The following is a 17,155-nucleotide window of genomic DNA, read 5'->3' as shown; positions in this document are numbered from 1 at the left end:
GGCCCGGCCGCCCCGCCCGGCAGCGCGCCTACCGCCGCGCCGAGCCCCGCCAGCGCGAAGGCGAGGTGCGGTCCGCGCGCGGCGGCCAGGAACAGCCCCGCCGCCAGCGCCGCCCAGGCCGCCAGCGTCGCGGGCGCGGCACCGCCCCGCCAGGTCGCGGCCGCCATGGCGGCGAGCAGCAGCGCCGCCTCGGGCGCCGCGCGCCGGACGTCCGGCAGGTGCAGCGGCGCCCCCGCCATCCACCAGGCGCAGCCCAGCAGGCCGAGCGCGAAGGCAAGCATGCGGACCGCCGGCCGGCCCCCGAAGGTGGCGAGCAGCCCGGCGCCGAGCGCGAGGAAGGCCAGCAGCGGCAGCCGTTCCGCCAATTGGCGCGGCGACGCGCTGACCACGCCGAGCACCGCGGCGAACCCCGCGGCAAGGCCGATCCCCGCCGCCGCCGCGGCGAGCCCCGGCCGCTTCAGCCAGCGCCCCGCCAGCGCCAGCGCCAGCGAAATGGCCGCCGCCACGACCGCGGCGTTTCCGAATCCGAACGGCATGCCCATCATCCGATCATGGCACCGCCGCGCCGGAGTCCCGGGCGGCGACGCGCGACAGCAGCAGGAGGGCCGGCATGGCCGAGAAGACCGTGACCGTGAAGGTGTGGGATGGCTGGGTGCGCGCCTTCCACTGGATGACGGCCGGCTGCGTGCTCGTCTCCTACCTCAGCGCCAAGTCGGGCGCGTGGAACCTGCATTACCTCAGCGGCTACACGCTGCTCGCGCTGGTCCTGTTCCGGATCGCCTGGGGGCTGGTGGGCTCGGAGAATGCGCGGTTCTGGGCCTTCATCCGCTCCCCGCTCGCGGCGCTGCGGCAATTGGCGAAGTTCCGCCGGCCGGAACCCGACACCGAGGTGACGCACAATCCCGCCGGCGCCTGGATGGTGGTCGCGCTGCTGCTGCTGCTGGCCGCGCAGGCGGTGAGCGGGCTGTTCGCCAACCACGATGTCGGCTTCACCTATTCGCAGCACGGCCCGCTCGCGAATGCGGTGAGCGAGGCGACGTCGGAGCGGATGACCAACCTGCACGTCACGCTCATCAACGTGCTGCTGGCCTTCATCGGGCTGCACGTGGCGGCGGTGGTCGCCTATCGGCTGGTGAAGGGGCAGGACCTGGTGGTGCCCATGGTGGTCGGCACCAAGGCGATCCCGGAATCCCACGCGCGCGCGCCGCGGCATGCGCATCCCGGGCTCGGCCTGCTGCTGGCCGGCGCGGCGGGGGTCTTCGTCTGGTGGGTGACGCGCCTGGGCTGAGGGCGGGGGCGCGGGGCCCCCGCCCCGCCGTTCAGCGCGCCGGCCCGCGATAGGGGCGGTGGCAGGTGCCGCAGGACGCGCCGGTCTGGCCGAAGGCGGCGGTGGTGGCCGCCACGTCGCCCGAGGCCGCGGCGGCGCGCAGCGCCGTCAGCTGCGTGACCGTGTTGGCGTTGGCCTGCTCGAAGCCCGCGCGGTCCGACCAGATGGTGGGCAGGGCGCGCGTGTCGCCGGTGCCGGAGCCTGCCGGGAACAGCGCGGGCAGGCCGTTGTAGAAGGTGATCATCTCGTCGATCCGGGCGACGAGCGGGCGGGTGTCGCCGCGCGCGTCGGTCACCGCCTTGATCGCTTCCATGTGGCGGCCCATGCCGCGCAGGCCATCACGGCGCTGCGAGATGACGTCCTGCGCCATCGCGGTGCCCGCGGTTCCAATCGCGGCAAGCGCCGCCCCGACGATCAGCCAAGCCTTCATGCGTCCGTTTCCTGTGCTGCTGTGCGCCGGATCCCGGCGCTGACGGAGTGGATACTGATTCGTTGTTAGCACAAAGGCGCGTGACAATGTCGCTGAGGCTTGGCGGCTTGCGGCGTCCGAAGGCTGCGGCTATACCCCCGCCTCCGCGGCGCCGGGCGGCACCGGAGTGTAGCTCAGCCTGGTAGAGCACTGTGTTCGGGACGCAGGGGCCGGAGGTTCGAATCCTCTCACTCCGACCAATTCCCGGCCGGCGCCGCGCTTCTCCCTTTTGTCCCCGATAGGTGTCGGCGCAGGGGCCTTCGGGTCGCGGCGCCCGAACGCAAGCGGCCGGCACGCGCGAATGGGCGCGGCCGGCCGGACTGATTGCGGAAAGGCTTGCAGGTTCCTGCTGCGAGGCCTCGACAAGGCGGCCGGGCGGTCGATCAGGCGTAGTGGCCAGGGCGAATTGCGCCTGGCGGTGTCGACGCGGCCACGACACGACGCGGCCTGGCGCGCCGGGTTCCGGCACGCGGGTCGAGGCGCGGCGCGGGCCCGCAGGCCCGCCGCCCGGCCTCGCGTTTCGGTGTCAGTTCCGCTCGGGGACGGTGCTGACCTCGAGCAGGGCGATGATCGAGTGCAGGACCTTCACCGCATCGACATTGCCGTCTTCATGCGCGTGGGCGAGAACGCGCTCCAGCGCACCCTTCGCCTGCAACATGTGGTTGTGGCCAAGCCAGAAGCCCGAATCGACGTTGCAGGACTGATAGACGGACCGAGCCGACGCAATTTCGTTCATATCGGAACCCCTTCCGCTGAAATTTGACACAACCGACAATTACTAAGACGTCACTGGGGTGTCCAGCATCGTATAAACCGCAGATTGAGCAGCGTTTTCTGAGCGATAGCCCGCAACCGCTTGATATCACGTGATCGTGAAATGACAGGATTGACGAGTGACGGTCCAATCACGCAAAAATCACGACATAGCGAGGGCTAACCTGACATTCGTGCGCTCACCAAAATGAGATAAGTCGCACGAATCTTACTTCGGTCTCATTCGCACTTCCGCCCGCAGGCACCACTTCAGCCGCGCCACGCTTGGCGAGCAGATCGCGTCCCGTAAGGCTCCCACATGGATCCAATGTCTCGCAACGAGATCGCGGAGGCGGCCGAAACCGCCATTAGACGCCACGTCGCCCTGACGGACCGGCCGCTCGACGAACTGCGCCTGCTCGCCACCCAGCTCGCCGAGGCGATCGAGTCGGCGATTCGCCACGCCGCCGGCGACCGCGACACGCATGAGAACGTCCGCGAGATCATCCTCGGCGCCATCGCCCGGCTCTGGGCCGAACACGGCGGCGAGGCCGAGGCCATCGCCGACATCATCTCCCTCGCCGACCTCGACCGCTGAACGGCCGGGGTCAGCCCCCGCCGCGCACCGCCCAGACCATCAGCGCTCGCGCGGGCCACACCCAGGCCACCCCGGCGACCGCGAAGAACAGCAATTCGAGCGTCCAGTGCAGGGCGCGGACATGGTCCGCCACCAGCAGGACGACCAGCACGTAGGCAAGGAAGCCGGCCAGGCCGGCGAAGATCGCAATGGGCGTTCGGGACATGGCGCTGAGATGCCGCCGCCCGGGCGCCACGCCAAGGGGCAGCCTCGCCCGCCTTGTCCTGTGTCAAGACAACTGGACAATTTGAGTGTCAATCTTTTAGTCTGCCCAGCGGAAGGCTAGCGAACTGCCGGCCCGTATCCCCGGGCTCCCCGACACCTCAGAAAGACCGGCAGCGAACAGACGTGACCACCGACACCATCGACCTCAAGGCCCATATCCGCGGGATCCCGGACTTCCCGAAGCCCGGAATCCTGTTCTACGACATCTCCACCCTGCTCCGGCACGGGCCGGCATGGCGCGCCGCGATGGCCCGCCTCGCGGACGCGATCCGTCCGCACAAGCCCGACCTGCTCGCCGGAATCGAGAGCCGCGGCTTCCTCGTCGCCGCCCCTCTCGCGCTCGAACTCGGGCTCGGCTTCGTCATGCTGCGCAAGCCGCGCAAGCTGCCGGGGCTGACCATCGGGCTGAACTACGCGCTGGAATACGGCACCGACCGGATCGAGATGCAGGCGGATGCCGTCACGAAGGGCCAAAGGGTCGTGATCCTCGATGACCTGCTCGCGACGGGCGGGACAATGGCCGCGGGCGTCAGCCTGCTGCGCCAATCGGGGGCCGAGGTGCCGTGCGCGGCCGCGCTGATCGAGCTGACCTTCCTCGGCGGAAGGAACCGGCTCGATGTCCCGTTCGAATCGCTCGTCGCCTACGACGAGTAGCCAGGCGGCCCCCTCCCCCGAGCCGTTCCGGGATGCCCTCGCGGCCGCGGTCGCGGCCGCGCCGACGGGCATCGTCGTCACCGACCCGAACCTCCCGGACTGCCCGATCGTCTACGCCAACCCGGCCTTCTTCCGCCTGACCGGCTACGGGCCGGAGGAGGTGATCGGCCGCAACTGCCGCTTCCTCCAGGGCCGCGGCACCGACCCGCAGCATGTCCACGCCGTGCGGCTGGCCATCGCGGAGCGCCGGCCGATCGACATCGAGATGGTCAACCACCGCCGCGACGGCACCCGCTTCGTGAACGAGCTGCACATCTCCCCGGTGTTCGGGGAGGACGGGTCGCTGCGCTTCTTCCTCGGCATCCAGCACGACGTGACGGCGCGCGAGCGGCTCGCGCGCACCACCCAGCGCGCGCGCCGCCAGGCCGAGCGCGCCTCCGCCGAGAAGAGCGACTTCCTCGCCTTCATGTCGCACGAGATCCGCACGCCCATGAACGGCGTGATGGGCACCGTCTCCCTCCTGCTCGACACGCCGCTCGACGCCGAGCAGCGCGCCTATGCCGAGACCGCGCGCCGCTGCGGGGAGACGCTGCTCTCGACGGTCAACGAGATGCTCGACCTCTCGCGCATCGAGGCGGGGCGGCTGCCGCTCGAGGCGATTCCCTTCGACCTCGCCCAGCCGGTCACCGAGGTTCTCGACCTGCTCGCCCCGGCGGCGGCCGAGAAGGGGCTGCGCCTGTCGGCCAGCATCGAGCCGCTGCTGCCCGCCCGCGTGGTGGGCGACCCGGTCCGGCTGCGCCAGGTGCTGCTCAACCTCGCCGACAACGCGGTGAAGTTCACCACCACGGGCGGCGTCGGCATCCGGGTCGAGCGCGCCGAGGCCGAGGGGCGCATCCGCTTCGCCGTCGCCGACACCGGCATCGGCATCACGCCCGCGGTCGCGCGCACGCTGTTCCGCTCCTTCGCGCAAGGGTCGCCGGACACGGCGCGGCGCTTCGGCGGATCGGGGCTCGGGCTGATGATCTGCCGCAAGCTCGTCGCGCTGATGGGCGGGCGCGTCACGCTGGAAAGCACGCCGGGCAAGGGTTCGGTCTTCACCTTCGACATCCCGCTCGAACCCGTCGCGGCATCGGGGCGGCCGCCGGCGACGCTGGTGCCCGCGCCGGTCGCGGCCGCGCAGCGCCCGCGCGGCGGGGCGCTGGGGCGGATCCTGCTCGCCGAGGATGGGGAGGCGAACCAGCTCGTCGCCGCGGCCATCCTGCGCAAGGCCGGCTACGCGGTCGATCTCGCCCGCGATGGGGAGGAAGCGCTCGGTGCCGCGCGCACCGCCGCCTACGACCTGATCCTGATGGATGTGCGCATGCCGCGCATGGACGGCTTCGCCGCCACCGCGGCGATCCGCAACCTCGTCGGCAGCGCCGGGCGCGTGCCGATCATCGCCATGACCGCCGCGGCGATGGAAGGCGACAAGGAAAGGTGCCTCGCCGCCGGCATGGACGGGCATCTCGCCAAGCCGATGGATCGCGCCGCGCTGCTCGGCGCGGTGGCGGAGGTGCTGGACGCCCGCCCGCGCCGGCCGCGCGCCGCCGCCCCGGCGGTGGAGGCGCACACCGCGCCCGCGCTGCTCGACCGCACCACGCTCGAGGAATTGCGCAGCGCCGTCGGCCCGGGGCGCCTGCCGCGGCTGATCGGCGTCTTCGCCGAGGAGACGCGCGCGCGGCTGTCGCGGCTGACCGCGACCGAGGATCTGCGCGCGATCGAGGAGGAGGCGCATGGGCTGAAATCCGCCGCCGGCACCTTCGGCGCGGCTGCGCTGCGGGAAGCGGCGGCGGCGCTGGAGGCCGCCTGCATGGCGGGCGACCTGCGCCTCGCCCTCAAGCTGAAGGACGCGCTGCCGCAGCTGGTGGAACGCAGCCTCGCGGCCTACCCGGTCCGGCTGTCGCGCGACTGACGGCGCCGCCGGCCGGAAAGGCCGCCGGCGGCACGGGTCATCGGCGCGCGCCGCGTCAGTTCACCCACATGTCCGACAGCTGCGGGGTGAGCAGCGCCATCTTCGCGTCGATCACGGTCGCCCAGTCATCGGCGAGGATGCCGCCGGTGTCGCCGGAATTCGGGTTCCAGGACCACCAGGTCCAGCTCATGCCCTCGTCGCCCGCGGGGATGTCGCGCGTGCCGTTGGCGTCGAAGTCGCCGTCCAGGTAGGGCAGCAGCTTGCTCAGCCACGCCGTGTCCTTGGGGTCGGCCAGCCTGCTGCCGAATTCGCCCAGGTAGATCGGCGCGATCTCCTGCTTGTAGATGTAGCCCCAGAACTCGTCGAACTTCGCGGTCAGGTTGTTCGGGAAGGCCGGGTCGCTGAACCAGGGCTGGGCATAGACCGAGTTGCCGTAGTCATGCGGCGAATAGACGACCTTGTTGGCGGTGTTCAGCACCACCGGGTCGGTCGCCACGCCCTTGAGGTTGCCGCCCCACCAGTAGTTGGAGCCCTCGAAGGAGCCCACGCCCTCGACGAAGATCAGCCAGTCGTCGTTGACGGAATGGATCGCGTTGCCGGCGCGCTCGGCCGCCGCGCTCCAGGCGGCCCAGGTCGCCCCGTGCGGCTCGTTGGCGAGGTCCGCGCCGATCACCGTGGGGTCGCCGGCATAGCGCCCGGCGAGCATCTTCCAGGTGTCGATCCACTGCTGCTCGGTATAGCCGCCATCGACCCACTGGCCGTTGCCGTTCGGCCCGGCGCCGGCGGCGCTGCGGTGGTTGTCGAGGATGATGCGCATCCCGAGCTCGCCGGCCTTGTCCACGATCTTGTCGAGGATCTGGATCGGCGAGAGGCCCACGAGGTCCGGGTTCTTCGAGAAGTCGATGCCGTTGGCGACCTTGCCGGGCTGGAAGGCCTCCAGCGAGAAGGGCAGGCGGATGGTGTTGAAGCCCTCCGCCGCCATGTCGCCCATCATTTCCTGCCAGTTGCGCGCCCACAGGCCGTGCGGCGTGAAGGTCGAGCTTTCCATCCCGAACCAGTTCACGCCGGTGATGCGCACCGACTCGCCCGTCTCGTCGACGATCTGGTTGCCGCTGGTCGACAGGAAGCCCTGCCCGCCGCCGCCACCGCCGCCGGAGGCCGTGTCGTCGTTGACGATCGTGGCGAGGCCGGTGTTGTCGCGGATGGTGGCCCCCGAGGGGGTGCGCAGCAGCAGGCTGAAGGTCTCGTTCGCCTCGACGGCCGTGTCGCCGGTGACGGCGATGGTGACGGTCTTGCTCGTCTCCCCGGCCGCGAAGGTCAGGGTGCCGGCCTGGGCGAGATAATCCTGGCCCGCGATCGCCGTGCCGTCCTGCGTCGTGAAGCCGACCGAAACCGCCGACCCCCAGGCCTTGTTGAGCGAGACGGTGAAGGTCGCGAAGGACTGCCCCGCATTGCCCTCGGCCAGCGCCACGTCGGAGACGCCGATGGTGGGCACCGTGTCGGTGTCGAGGATGGTCGCGACGCCGGTGCCGTCCGCGATGGTCGCGTTGGTGGGCGAGGACAGCCGGACCTGGAAGGTCTCGGTCGCCTCGGTGCGGAAGTCGCCGACGACGGCGACGGAGACGGTCTTGCTCGTCTCCCCCGCCGCGAAGGTCACGGTGCCGGAGGCGGTGCGGTAGTCGCTGGTCGCCACGGCGGTGCCGTTCGCCGTCGCCCAGCGGACCGAGACGCTCTGCGAGAAGGCCTGGGACAGGCTGATGGTGAAGGTGGCGTTGGAGGTGCCGACATCGCCCTCGGTCACCGTCACGTCGTTGATGCGGATGGACGGGCGCGTGTCGTCGTCCACGATCCGCCCGATCGCCAGGCCGTCGCCGATCGTCGCACCCGAGGGGCTCGACAGCAGCAGGCGCATCGTCTCGGTCGCCTCGGCCGTCGTGTCGCCGCGGACGGCCACGCGCACGGTCTTGCTCGTCTCCCCGGCCGCGAAGGTCAGGGTGCCGGTGGCCGCGGTGTAGTCGGTGCCGGCGGTCGCGGTCTCGTTGGCGGTGGCGTAGCCGACGGTCACGGGCCCGGCCGCGGGCGCCGAGAGGGTGACGAGGAAGTCGAGGTACTTGGTGCCGGAATTGCCCTCGGTGACCGACGCGTCCATCGCGGCGAGGATCGGCAGGGGCGGTGGCAGGCTGGCATTCACCGCGAAGGCGTCCGGCACGGGGTCGGAGGTCGGCCCGCCGAGGAAGCCGAACTGGATGACCTGCCCTTCCGGAACCGTTCCGTTCCAGGCCGCGTTGCGGATCGTATAGACGTTGCCGACCCGGCCGACGATCTCGGCGTTCCAGATCTGCGTGATGTCGAAGGCGGCCTCGAAGGTGATGGTCCAGCCGTTGAGCCCGCCGGCGCCGGCGGTCAGCGAGACCGAGGCGTTGAAGCCGGCACCCCAATTGTCGACCACCTGATAATTGACGCTACCTGCCACGCCGGCCTCCGCTCTCGAATTCGGGACGAAACTAACAGTCTATATAGACATGTCTCGTCTTTTTTTCGTTACTGCATGAGACGCGTCTCGCAACCTTAGCGGGAATTTTCGCGGGTGAGAATGACCTTAACGAGAAGCCAAAGAGGGCTCACGAGTACGTTACAGAGAATCGTGCGGACCAGGTGAAACCCCAGAACCAAAGGCACCGCGAGGTCCAACGCCTTCGCCGTCACCGCCATTTCCGGCATTCCGCCAGGCGCAAGACCCAGCACGACTGCAACCTGCGGTAGGTCCACAAGCCGCCCCAGCACCAGCCCCGATACAACCAGAAGAAGCACGAGCACCCCGGCGGATGCGATCGCCGCGAGTGCCTGCCGGCGCGGACCACCGCCAAGACCCTCCCGGCCGAACCTTTCGCCCAGGCTCATGCCCATCGCGACCTGCGCCGCATCCACCATCCAGCGCGGCACGGCGGAGGGCAGGACCCCGCCGGCGGACAGCGCCATCGCCAGAAGGCAGGGGGCCAGCATGGCCGCATTGGCGATCCCCACCCTTTCGCCGACCAGCGCCACCACCGCCCCGCCCGCCAGCAGCAGAAGGAGCCCACCCGGCGCGACCGGCGGCAGCGCGGCGGTGAAGGCGGCATCCGCCGCCCCGCCGGCGGCCAGCGCGATCAGCGGCGGATAGACGAGGACGACGAGCCCCATGCGCAGCGACTGCGCGAGCGTGACGGCGGGCACCGACGCCCCCGCCCGGCCGGCCAGCACCGCCATGGTCATGATCCCGCCCGGGATGGCGGCGAAGAAGGCGGTGCGCGCATCGCTGCGCGCGATCCGTCGATACAGCGGCGCGACCGCGACGCCGGCGAGGATCGAGACCAGCCCGCCCGCCAGGATCGCCGGCAGCGCGCCCGCGACGGCGCCGAGCACCGGCGCGGTGAAGGTCTGCCCCAGCCCCAGCCCGAGCACGACGAGCCCGCCGGGCCGCGCCAGCCGCGGCACCGCCGCAGCCCGCCGCGCCGCAAGCCAGCCGCTCGCCAGCAGCGCCCCGATCATCCAGCCGAGCGGCACGCCCGCGGCCTGCAGCGCGCCGCCCGCGGCCGCGCAAAGCAGCAGCGTCCGCAGATAGGCAGGAAAGGGGGGCATGGGCGCTGGCACGGGCGGCCCAGCCTCGCCGCCGCCGCCGCGCGCGTCAAAGGCGAGGCGGCATTAACCTCATCTTAGTGATGTGCCTCGTATATTGGTGATGGAGCCCATGCCATGACACCCGAGATCGCACTCCGCCCGATCGCGCCCATCGAGCCCGCCCGGCTTCAGCCGCGCGAGGCCGGGGATGCGCTCGAGGCCCCGGCGGCGCCCGCCGTCGTGTCGCCGGTCACGCCGAATCCGCGGCTGCGCCTCGATGGCAGCCTGGGCATGGTGGTGATCGAGTTCCGCGACCAGGCGGGCAGCGTCGCCAACAGCATCCCCTCCCCCCGTGTCATCGAGGCCTATCGGGCTGCCGCCATCACCGATGCGCCGATGCCGATCGGCGTCCGCGCGCCGGGCCAGCAGACGGCCGTCGCGGCCGCGGAACCCGCCGCGCCCGCACCCGCCCCTGCCGCGAGCCCGGCGCCGGCTGCCACCCCGGCCGCGAGCGGCAGCGCCTGAACCCAGCCGCGCTTCGCCGAAGACAGCAACGCCGCCTGGGACGATGCGTCCCGGCGGCGTCGGCGTTCATGCACGGCTTGTCGGAAAAGCGCGGCGTTCAGGCGCGACCGGCGAGGCCCTCGGCCACCTGCTCGTTCACCTCGATCAGGAAGGCCATGTCGGGATCGCCCCCATCCATCTCCCGCTGCACCATGCGGCCGAGGGAGATGAGCCCCGCGCGCATCTGCTGCGGCAGCTGGTTCGACGGGTGCAGCAGCGCCGATTCCATGGCGAGCCACAGCCGGCGGTTGTCGGCCACGGCCTTGACGCGGGCCAGGTCGTCGTCGCGCTCGCGCGCATCGCGCAGGCCGAAGGTCACGCGGCGGATGATGTCCGCCTCCTGCTCGCGCGGGTCACGCGCGGCACGGGTCGCGCCATAGGCGCGCGCAAGATCGAGCAGCATCCGGCGTCAGTCCTCCGCGGCAATGGCGCCGGCCGGGGCGATGCCGAGGACGACCTCCTCGTGCCGCATCACGCGCCGCACCAGCTTGAGCGCCTGGTAGCATTCATCGGCCTCGGCCGCCGCGAGCGCGCGGTCCAGCAGCTCGCGCGCGAGGCTCGAGGTGGTGGCTGACTGGAATTCGGTGATCAGGCGGCGCGCCACGTCGAGGCCGGCCTCGCGTTCGTCGTCGTCGCCGATATAGGCGGTCTGCAGCGCGAAGTAGATGCGCCGCGCCGGCGTGCTCGCCGCCTCCGGCGTCATCAGCTGCTTGCCGAACAGGAACCGCGCCTTCGCGGTCAGTTCGATGCGCGCCCGGTTGCGGAACCGGATCGGCGCGCCGTTGACGACCATCAGGTCGCCCTGTCGAAGTTCAAGCACCAGCGTGGACATCCTGTCCTCCCGGCGGGAGTGGAAAAGGCGATCCCCGGCGCGTGGCGCCGGGGACCGTCGTCGGGATCAGCGGAACAGGCTGAGCAGGGTCTGCGGCGCCTGGTTCGCGATGGACAGCGCCTGGGTGCCGAGCTGCTGGCGGATCTGCAGGGACTGCAGCCGCGCGGACTCCTTCGCCAGGTCGGCGTCGATCAGCGCACCGAGGCCGGATTCCAGAGCATCCGCCTTGGTCTTGTTGTAGGAGATCTGGCTGTCGATGTAGCGGCTGTCGCTGCCGAAGGTGTTCAGCGCGTCGCTGATCGCCGTCTGGATCGTCTCGAAGTCGCCGCCATCGGCCAGCGCGGACACCGCGCCCGCCGCCGTCGTCGGCGCCGCCGCGACCACCAGCGTGCCGGCGCCGTCGACGGCGGTCAGCGTGTAGGTGTCGGCGGCCTCGTTCCGGGTGGTGGCGATGTCGCCGCCTTCCGGAGCCGTGGTCGAGAGCAGCGTGCGGCCGTTGTAGGTCGCATCGTCGATGAAGTTCGTGATCTGCGTCCGCAGCGCGGTGTACTGCGCTTCGTACTGGGCGCGCTGGTCGGTGTTCAGCGTGTCGTCGGCCAGGCGCACCAGCGTCTCGCGCACCTTGATCATGGTCTCGGAGACCTTGGTCAGGCCGGCCAGCGCCGTGTCCAGGATGCCCTTGGTGCCGCCGAGCTGCTCATTCGCGGCATTGAGGCCCGCGACGTCCGCGCGCACGGCCTGGGCCACCGCGAAGGCGGCGCCGTCGTCCTTGCCGTCATTGACGCGGAAGCCGGTGGAAATCCGCTTCTGGGTGGTGTTCAGGCCCTCATTGGTGCGGTTGAGGGACTGCAGCGCGACCATCGCGCCCATGTTGGTGTTGACAGAATTTAAAGACATCGGGGTCTTCCCCTGGTTCCGGTGGCCCCCGCGGTTCTGACCGTGGCAGGGGCCGGGTTGCGCGCCGCGTCTTGCGGTGTCGAGAGGAGAATGCCTTGCGGCACGTTAAGGGAGGCTGAATCCGCGATCCGGCCCGCCCCTTTCTCCCGGGTCAGGCGAGGAACCGGGTGAGCGTCAGCCCGGAGAGCGATGAGATGGCGCGATAGGACGCCTCGAGCTGCGTCTGCGTCGCCCGCAACTGGGAGATCGTGTCGGCCATGTCGACCTCCTCGATCTGGACAAGCTGGGCCGTCAGCGCGACCGAGACCTCGTCGTGCCGGCGCTTCGTCGCCTCGAGCCGCTGCTCGACCGCGCCGAGCGCGCCGCGCTCCTCCCCGATCGAGTCGATGGCGCTGCGGAAGCCGTCGCGCACCGTGGCCACCAGGTCCACGAAGTCCGTGCCGAGCTGCGCCTGCGCCGGATCGATCGCGGCGAGCGTCGCGAGGCCGCGGAGGATGTCGCGCGACCAGGACCCGGTCGTCTCCCCTTCGCTCGTCGCCACGGCGTTGCGGTTGGCGAGGATGCCGTATTCGACCCGGTCGCCCTCGGCCGCCGGCACGCTCCTGCGCGGCTCGGCCAGGCCCTGGGCGGGGTCGGACAGGAAGGCGGAGAAGGGCGTGGTCCCTGCCGCGTCGGACTGCGCGGCGGCCAGGGTGGCCGCGGCGACCGCGGCCGCGTTGCCGCCGCCCAGCCCCGCGACGGCGGCCGCGATGTCGGTCGCGAAGCCGGCGGTGGCGATGTTGGCCGGGTCCGGGATGGGCGGGTTGGCGCTGTCGCTGCCGGAGAACAGGTATTCGCCGGCATGGCGCTCGTTCATCAGCGTCGCGACCTCGGCCATGGCGGCGCGGGCCTGGGCCGCGACGGCCGCGATGCGCACGTCGCTGACCCCATCCATGCGGATGGTCTCCTGGTAGAATTGCGTCGCGATGTCCGAAAGGCGCCCGAGCGCCTTCTGCGTGACATCGGTGCGCGCGAGCGTGCGGTCGATCGTGCCCTGCCAGACCTCCCGCCGCGCCATGTCGGCGCGCAGGTCGATGGCGCGCCGCGCCTCGGGCGCGATGTCGCCATAGCCCGGGCCCTTGCGCCCGTCCGAGACCTGGCGGTTCAGCGTATCGAGCCGCGAGCGCAGCATCGCCGCGCCCGCATCCGCCCAGCGGGACGGTCCGATCATCGACATGGCTTACCTCACCGCGCCCAGCAGGGCGTCCCACATGGCCTGCACCGTGCTCATCACCCGGGCATTGGCGGCATAGGCGTTCTGCAGCGTGACCATGGCCGCCATCTCCTCGTCCACGCTCACGCCGGAGCGGTCGGCGAAGCGCGCCTCCAGCCCCTGCATCAGCGATTGCGCGCCTTCGCGCGCGCTGGTCGCCGCCGCCCGGTCGGCGGTGTGCGCCGCGCTCAGCAGCGCGCCATAGCCCTCGAGCGTCGGCGGCGCGCCGAAGGGGCTCGAGAGCGTGCCGTCCGGGCCGAGCCCGCCGGTCGCGATCGCCGTCCAGGGCGTGCCGGCCTGGGCCTGGCTGCCGAAGGTGAAGTCGAGGATGCGGTCGAGCAGACCGGTGAAGGACGCGGGCCCGCCCGGCGGGTTCGGCGCGAAATCCGCCGCCCCGAGCGGGTTGCCCGAGACCGCATGGGTGCCGTCCCGCAGCAGGGCGGGATTGGCCGAGACGTCAGGGTTCACGCGGAACACGCCGGCGAAGCCAACCTGCGCGCTGCCGGCATAGGGCTGGCTGATGTCGGGCACCGCGCCGGTCGCGTCGGTGAACAGCCGCAGCCCCTGGGATTCGAAGCGCGCGGCGGTGTTCGCCGCGGCGAGGTCGATCTCGGACTGGTAGCGCGGCAGCGTCTGGTCGCGCAGCGCGATGTATTCGGCGAGCCTGCCGCCCAGCAGGTTGCGCGTCACGTCGACGCCGCCCAGCATGACGCCGGGGATGGACCCGCCGGCGCCGTGGAAGGCCGTGGGGCCCAGCGTCGCGTCGGATGTGCTGAAGGCGTCCCGGTTCGGGTCGAGCGGCAGGACGAGCCCGTTGCGCGCGACCAGGACGATGCCCCCGTCGTCGCGCTTGAGCGCCCGCACCTCGAGGGATTCCGACAGCTTCGCGATCGCCGCGTCGCGCTCGTCCTCGAGCGCCGCGGCGCCGCCGGTCAGGGCGATCTGTTCCTTGATCCGCACCGTCAGGCTGGCGATGTCGCGCAGCTCGGCGTTGATGACCGCGACCTCGGTGACGATGCCGTCCTGCGCCTGCTGGCGGGCGTCGCCGATGGCGGCGGAGATCTCGTTCAGGCGGATCGCCAGCGCCTCGGCATCCAGCACCAGCGCGGCCTGGCGGCCGGCCTCGGCCGGGTCGGCGCGCAGGTCCTCGAAGCCGGTGCGCAGCGCGGCGGTCAGGTCGCCCAGGCCCTCGCCGAACTCCGGGTTGCCATGCGCGGTCTCGACGCCCTGCAGCAGCCGCTCGCGCACCTCGGCCGCGGCGGAGGCGGCGCGGCGGGAATCGAGCGCCGCGACCAGCGCCTCGTCCACGTCGCGCGTCGGCGCCAGGCTGCGCACGCCGATCCCGTCGCCGGCCGGCGCGACGGCCCGGCTCGCGACGGTCTTCTTGGTGTGCCCCGCGGTCTCGGCGTTCGCGACGTCGTTGGCCGAGGCCGCGAGCGCGCGCTGCGTGTGCAGGATGCCCGACCGGGCGGTGAGCAGTGCGGCGTCGAGGCTCATGGCTGGCTGTCCCTAGGGGGCCCGCGCCTCAGCGGCGCATGTTGATCGTGTCCTGCAGCATCTCGTCCGACGCGGTGACGATGCGCGTGTTCGCCGTGTAGGCGCGCTGGGCGACGATCAGCTTCGAGAACTCGCTCGCGATATCCACGTTGGACCGCTCGATCGAGCCGATGGCCAGCCGCCCCGCGCCGTTCGAGGCCGGGTCGGCGGTCCGCGCCTCCCCGCTTTCCAGCGTGCGCATGAAGGCCTGGCCGTCGAGGCGCTGCAGCTGGTCCGGCGCGCTGAAGGTCGTGACCGGCACCCGCGCGATCACCCGCGCCTGGCCGTTGTCGTAGTTGATGGCGACGTCGCCGTTCTCCCGGATGTTGATCGAGGAGAAGGAGCCGAGCGGCACGCCGTCCTGCGCGATGTTGCGCACCACGTATTCGTCGCCGGCGTACTGCGTCACGCCGCGCGCCGCGCCGAAGGCGCCGACGTCGATGGTGATGGCCTGCGGGCCCTGGCCGAAATCGGCGGTGAAGGAGATGGTGGCGGGCTCGCCCAGCGTGGCGGTGGACCCCGTCATGGTGCCGGTCGCGTTCACGAGGTCGCCCACCGTGCCGTCCGCGACCGGCGACGCCGCGGCCTGGCCGAACTGCACGTCGATGGTGCCGACCGACCCGCCCGCAGCGGGGGAGGAGACGTCGAGCGTCCAGGTGTTCGCCGCGGACGGCGTCCAGGTCATCGTCATCTGCCGCAGCGAGCCGAGGCTGTCATAGACGTTGAACTGGGTGCTGACCGGGTCCGTCCCGCCCGCGGGCAGGTTGGCCGAAAGCTCGATGTTGGCGGTCGCGATGGGGTTGAAGACCAGGTCGCTGACGCGGATCGGCTGGATCCGCGTGCGGTCGGGCTCGCCGGCGGAATCCGCCAGCCAGCCCTGCAGGAAATACCCCGCCCCGTTCACCATGTAGCCGTTGCGGTCCATCTGGAAGTCGCCGGCGCGGGTATAGAACTGGCGCTCGTCGAAGGTGGTCTGGCCGTTCGCCGTGCCGGTCGGCAGCGCGACCGAGAAGAAGCCCTGCCCCGCGATGGCGAGCGCGAGCGGGTTCTCCGACTGCTCGATCGTACCCTGCACCGTGTTGGTGTAGTCCGGCCGCGCGACGACCGAGCCCGGGCGATGCACGCTCTGGGTGCTGTCGGTCAGGTAGGACACGAAGTTCGTGTCGGTGCGCTTGAAGCCGACGGTCTGGCTGTTCGCGACATTGTCCGAGACATGGCCCAGCGCGCGGGCCTGGGCGGTAAGGCCGCTGATCGCGGTGGTCATGGATCCGAACAGGGACATCGGTCTCTCCGTGGCTGGGCGGCGCGGGCCGGTCCGGGGCCGGCAAGGCAGGGCGCCATGCCGGCCGCGGACCCCGCGCCTCGCACGCCCTGCCGCAAGCGCCGTGCCAGCCCGATGGAGCCCCCGGCCGGCAGCCCTTGCCGGTGCGGGCGGCGGGAAGTGCCGCCCCCGGGCAGCGCTCGCCGCCCCGGATGCGGCGCCGCGCTGGCACGGCGCTTGCGGCAGGGCGGCCGAGGCGCGGGGTCTTCCGGCGCCGAGGATCACCAGCGCCGCAGCGAGCGCCGTCCCGCATCCCGGGGAGACGGCGCGGAAGGACCACCAGCCGGATGGACGCACTCCAGAGCCTCGCGCCGCCGACCACGGCCCCGCCGCCCCCGACGGCCCAGGCCGTGACGGGCGAAGGGTCCTTCGCCGCGGTGCTGGCGGAGGCAACCGCCGCGCCATCCCCCGGCGGCGCCGCGCAGGTCGCCGCGACGAACCGCCCGGCGGCCCCGGTCGCGGACGCCCCCGCCCTGCCCGGCCAGGCACTGCCGACGGACGCGCCGCTGCTCGCCCCGGGCCAGGCGCTGCCGGTGGCCGGCATAGGCACCCCGGTGGTGGCGAAGCCCGCCGCGCCGCAGGCCCCGACCGCCGCACCGCCCGCGGACGCGCTGGCCGAGGCGACCGTGCAGGCCAGCGATCCCGCCGCCATTACCATCGTCGCGCAGCCGACGCCCCCGCCGGGCGCCGAGCCCGCCGCAGAGGAACCCGCATCGCCCGAGCCGTCGGTCGCGAAGGAAGGCGAGCGGGCCACCACGGGCACGACCGACGCCATCCCGCTGGTGGCCAACCTGCCCGCGACGCCGCCGCAAGCCGCCCCGGCGCAGGCCACGCCGCCCGCCGCTTCACCCGCGACAGGCGACAAGGTCCCGACCGACGCCGCGACGCAGGCGCGCGCCGTCCAGGTCGCCGCCGGCCGGATCGGCGGCCAGGCCCAGCCCGACGCCGAGGCGAAGCCCGAAGCGGCGACGGAGGCGGTCGAGGCCGCCGCCGCGCAGGGCACGACCGCCGCCCAGGGCCCGCAGCAGCCCCGCCCCGGCGCGGCCCCGGAACGCCCCGCCTTCGCCCGCGCCATGGCCGCCGCGGCGGCCGAGGCGCGCGCCGAGGCCCCGCTCGATCCCGCCGCGCGGCCCGCAGGCA

The 17,155-nt window shown here is 72.1% G+C and carries 18 protein-coding genes and 1 tRNA gene; 7 read left to right on the top strand and 12 right to left on the bottom strand.

The genetic code is table 11. The features are described from left to right. Nucleotides 1–536, bottom strand: a 536-nt coding sequence (locus J5Y09_RS23570; protein WP_209354299.1) for a hypothetical protein, incomplete at its 3' end; no start/stop codon positions are given. Between the two features lie 74 nt (nucleotides 537–610). Between J5Y09_RS23570 and J5Y09_RS23565 the strand changes: the two genes are divergently transcribed. Then, the gene (locus tag J5Y09_RS23565; protein WP_209354298.1) at nucleotides 611–1,288 is read left to right on the top strand and encodes a cytochrome b/b6 domain-containing protein; all 678 of its coding nucleotides are present in this window, start codon (nucleotides 611–613) and stop codon (nucleotides 1,286–1,288) included. Nucleotides 1,289–1,319: 31 nt separating this feature from the next. Here J5Y09_RS23565 and J5Y09_RS23560 read toward each other — a convergent pair whose 3' ends face one another. Beyond that, nucleotides 1,320–1,757 carry a c-type cytochrome gene (locus tag J5Y09_RS23560; RefSeq protein ID WP_209354297.1) on the bottom strand — a complete coding sequence of 146 codons (438 nt, stop codon included), beginning with the start codon at nucleotides 1,755–1,757 and terminating at the stop codon, nucleotides 1,320–1,322. Between the two features lie 162 nt (nucleotides 1,758–1,919). On the opposite strand from J5Y09_RS23560, the gene J5Y09_RS23555 reads away from it, so the two are divergent. Beyond that, nucleotides 1,920–1,996 (top strand) — tRNA-Pro (locus tag J5Y09_RS23555). A 326-nt stretch (nucleotides 1,997–2,322) separates the two neighbouring features. On the opposite strand, the gene J5Y09_RS23550 is transcribed toward J5Y09_RS23555, so the two are convergent. Continuing rightward, entirely contained in the window at nucleotides 2,323–2,532 is a 210-nt protein-coding gene (locus J5Y09_RS23550; RefSeq protein ID WP_209354296.1) for a hypothetical protein, read from the bottom strand. A gap of 336 nt (nucleotides 2,533–2,868) precedes the next feature. On the opposite strand from J5Y09_RS23550, the gene J5Y09_RS23545 reads away from it, so the two are divergent. Next, nucleotides 2,869–3,147: a hypothetical protein gene (locus J5Y09_RS23545; protein ID WP_209354295.1), complete on the top strand. Its 279-nt coding sequence runs from the start codon at nucleotides 2,869–2,871 to the stop codon at nucleotides 3,145–3,147. Between the two features lie 10 nt (nucleotides 3,148–3,157). Here the strand turns inward: J5Y09_RS23545 and J5Y09_RS23540 are convergent, their stop codons facing one another. After that, on the bottom strand, nucleotides 3,158–3,352 hold the full coding sequence (locus J5Y09_RS23540) for a DUF2842 domain-containing protein (protein ID WP_209354294.1): 195 nt from the start codon (nucleotides 3,350–3,352) through the stop codon (nucleotides 3,158–3,160). Nucleotides 3,353–3,549: 197 nt separating this feature from the next. Between J5Y09_RS23540 and J5Y09_RS23535 the strand changes: the two genes are divergently transcribed. Together J5Y09_RS23535 and J5Y09_RS23530 are read left to right on the top strand one after the other, a co-directional pair. After that, entirely contained in the window at nucleotides 3,550–4,065 is a 516-nt protein-coding gene (locus J5Y09_RS23535; protein ID WP_209354300.1) for an adenine phosphoribosyltransferase, read from the top strand. After that, complete coding sequence (locus J5Y09_RS23530) at nucleotides 4,028–6,016, top strand: ATP-binding protein (protein WP_209354293.1); 1,989 nt, start codon at nucleotides 4,028–4,030, stop codon at nucleotides 6,014–6,016. The genes J5Y09_RS23535 and J5Y09_RS23530 overlap by 38 nt, the downstream gene beginning before the upstream one ends. A gap of 55 nt (nucleotides 6,017–6,071) precedes the next feature. Here the strand turns inward: J5Y09_RS23530 and J5Y09_RS23525 are convergent, their stop codons facing one another. Both J5Y09_RS23525 and J5Y09_RS23520 read right to left on the bottom strand, forming a co-directional pair. Then, entirely contained in the window at nucleotides 6,072–8,489 is a 2,418-nt protein-coding gene (locus J5Y09_RS23525; protein WP_209354292.1) for a Calx-beta domain-containing protein, read from the bottom strand. A gap of 95 nt (nucleotides 8,490–8,584) precedes the next feature. Further along, the gene (locus J5Y09_RS23520) at nucleotides 8,585–9,634 is read right to left on the bottom strand and encodes an AbrB family transcriptional regulator (RefSeq protein ID WP_209354291.1); all 1,050 of its coding nucleotides are present in this window, start codon (nucleotides 9,632–9,634) and stop codon (nucleotides 8,585–8,587) included. A gap of 114 nt (nucleotides 9,635–9,748) precedes the next feature. Here J5Y09_RS23520 and J5Y09_RS23515 point away from each other — a divergent pair, with 114 nt between their 5' ends. Further along, nucleotides 9,749–10,138 carry a hypothetical protein gene (locus tag J5Y09_RS23515; RefSeq protein WP_209354290.1) on the top strand — a complete coding sequence of 130 codons (390 nt, stop codon included), beginning with the start codon at nucleotides 9,749–9,751 and terminating at the stop codon, nucleotides 10,136–10,138. Between the two features lie 97 nt (nucleotides 10,139–10,235). On the opposite strand, the gene J5Y09_RS23510 is transcribed toward J5Y09_RS23515, so the two are convergent. The 6 genes from J5Y09_RS23510 to flgE form a co-directional block, all read right to left on the bottom strand. Further along, the gene (locus J5Y09_RS23510; RefSeq protein ID WP_209354289.1) at nucleotides 10,236–10,580 is read right to left on the bottom strand and encodes a flagellar biosynthesis regulator FlaF; all 345 of its coding nucleotides are present in this window, start codon (nucleotides 10,578–10,580) and stop codon (nucleotides 10,236–10,238) included. 6 nt (nucleotides 10,581–10,586) lie between these two features. Next, nucleotides 10,587–10,997, bottom strand: a complete 411-nt coding sequence (locus J5Y09_RS23505; protein ID WP_342451537.1) for a flagellar biosynthesis repressor FlbT — start codon at nucleotides 10,995–10,997, stop codon at nucleotides 10,587–10,589. A gap of 78 nt (nucleotides 10,998–11,075) precedes the next feature. Continuing rightward, nucleotides 11,076–11,906: a flagellin gene (locus tag J5Y09_RS23500; RefSeq protein ID WP_209354288.1), complete on the bottom strand. Its 831-nt coding sequence runs from the start codon at nucleotides 11,904–11,906 to the stop codon at nucleotides 11,076–11,078. A 151-nt stretch (nucleotides 11,907–12,057) separates the two neighbouring features. Then, nucleotides 12,058–13,122, bottom strand: coding sequence for a flagellin (locus J5Y09_RS23495; RefSeq protein ID WP_209354287.1), 1,065 nt, complete (start codon nucleotides 13,120–13,122; stop codon nucleotides 12,058–12,060). Between the two features lie 3 nt (nucleotides 13,123–13,125). Beyond that, nucleotides 13,126–14,655, bottom strand: a complete 1,530-nt coding sequence (locus J5Y09_RS23490) for a flagellar hook-associated protein FlgK (protein WP_209354286.1) — start codon at nucleotides 14,653–14,655, stop codon at nucleotides 13,126–13,128. A gap of 28 nt (nucleotides 14,656–14,683) precedes the next feature. After that, nucleotides 14,684–15,976: a flagellar hook protein FlgE gene (gene flgE, locus J5Y09_RS23485; protein ID WP_209354285.1), complete on the bottom strand. Its 1,293-nt coding sequence runs from the start codon at nucleotides 15,974–15,976 to the stop codon at nucleotides 14,684–14,686. Between the two features lie 326 nt (nucleotides 15,977–16,302). On the opposite strand from flgE, the gene J5Y09_RS23480 reads away from it, so the two are divergent. Further along, nucleotides 16,303–17,155, top strand: an 853-nt coding sequence (locus J5Y09_RS23480) for a hypothetical protein (protein ID WP_432761247.1), incomplete at its 3' end; no start/stop codon positions are given.

This window comes from Roseomonas nitratireducens (assembly GCF_017813355.1).
Lineage (GTDB): Bacteria > Pseudomonadota > Alphaproteobacteria > Acetobacterales > Acetobacteraceae > Neoroseomonas > Neoroseomonas nitratireducens.
Note: the sequence above shows the minus strand (reverse complement) of the source record. Positions and strands in the feature narration are given on the sequence as shown.

Coding starts and splice junctions, on each gene's coding strand:
- J5Y09_RS23565 (WP_209354298.1), top strand. CDS start 611: ATGGCCGAGAAGACCGTGACCGTGAAGGTGTGGGATGGCTGGGTGCGC.
- J5Y09_RS23520 (WP_209354291.1), bottom strand. CDS start 9,634: ATGCCCCCCTTTCCTGCCTATCTGCGGACGCTGCTGCTTTGCGCGGCC.
- J5Y09_RS23550 (WP_209354296.1), bottom strand. CDS start 2,532: ATGAACGAAATTGCGTCGGCTCGGTCCGTCTATCAGTCCTGCAACGTC.
- J5Y09_RS23500 (WP_209354288.1), bottom strand. CDS start 11,906: ATGTCTTTAAATTCTGTCAACACCAACATGGGCGCGATGGTCGCGCTG.
- J5Y09_RS23545 (WP_209354295.1), top strand. CDS start 2,869: ATGGATCCAATGTCTCGCAACGAGATCGCGGAGGCGGCCGAAACCGCC.
- J5Y09_RS23540 (WP_209354294.1), bottom strand. CDS start 3,352: ATGTCCCGAACGCCCATTGCGATCTTCGCCGGCCTGGCCGGCTTCCTT.
- J5Y09_RS23560 (WP_209354297.1), bottom strand. CDS start 1,757: ATGAAGGCTTGGCTGATCGTCGGGGCGGCGCTTGCCGCGATTGGAACC.
- flgE (WP_209354285.1), bottom strand. CDS start 15,976: ATGTCCCTGTTCGGATCCATGACCACCGCGATCAGCGGCCTTACCGCC.
- J5Y09_RS23530 (WP_209354293.1), top strand. CDS start 4,028: ATGTCCCGTTCGAATCGCTCGTCGCCTACGACGAGTAGCCAGGCGGCC.
- J5Y09_RS23495 (WP_209354287.1), bottom strand. CDS start 13,122: ATGTCGATGATCGGACCGTCCCGCTGGGCGGATGCGGGCGCGGCGATG.
- J5Y09_RS23515 (WP_209354290.1), top strand. CDS start 9,749: ATGACACCCGAGATCGCACTCCGCCCGATCGCGCCCATCGAGCCCGCC.
- J5Y09_RS23490 (WP_209354286.1), bottom strand. CDS start 14,655: ATGAGCCTCGACGCCGCACTGCTCACCGCCCGGTCGGGCATCCTGCAC.
- J5Y09_RS23510 (WP_209354289.1), bottom strand. CDS start 10,580: ATGCTGCTCGATCTTGCGCGCGCCTATGGCGCGACCCGTGCCGCGCGT.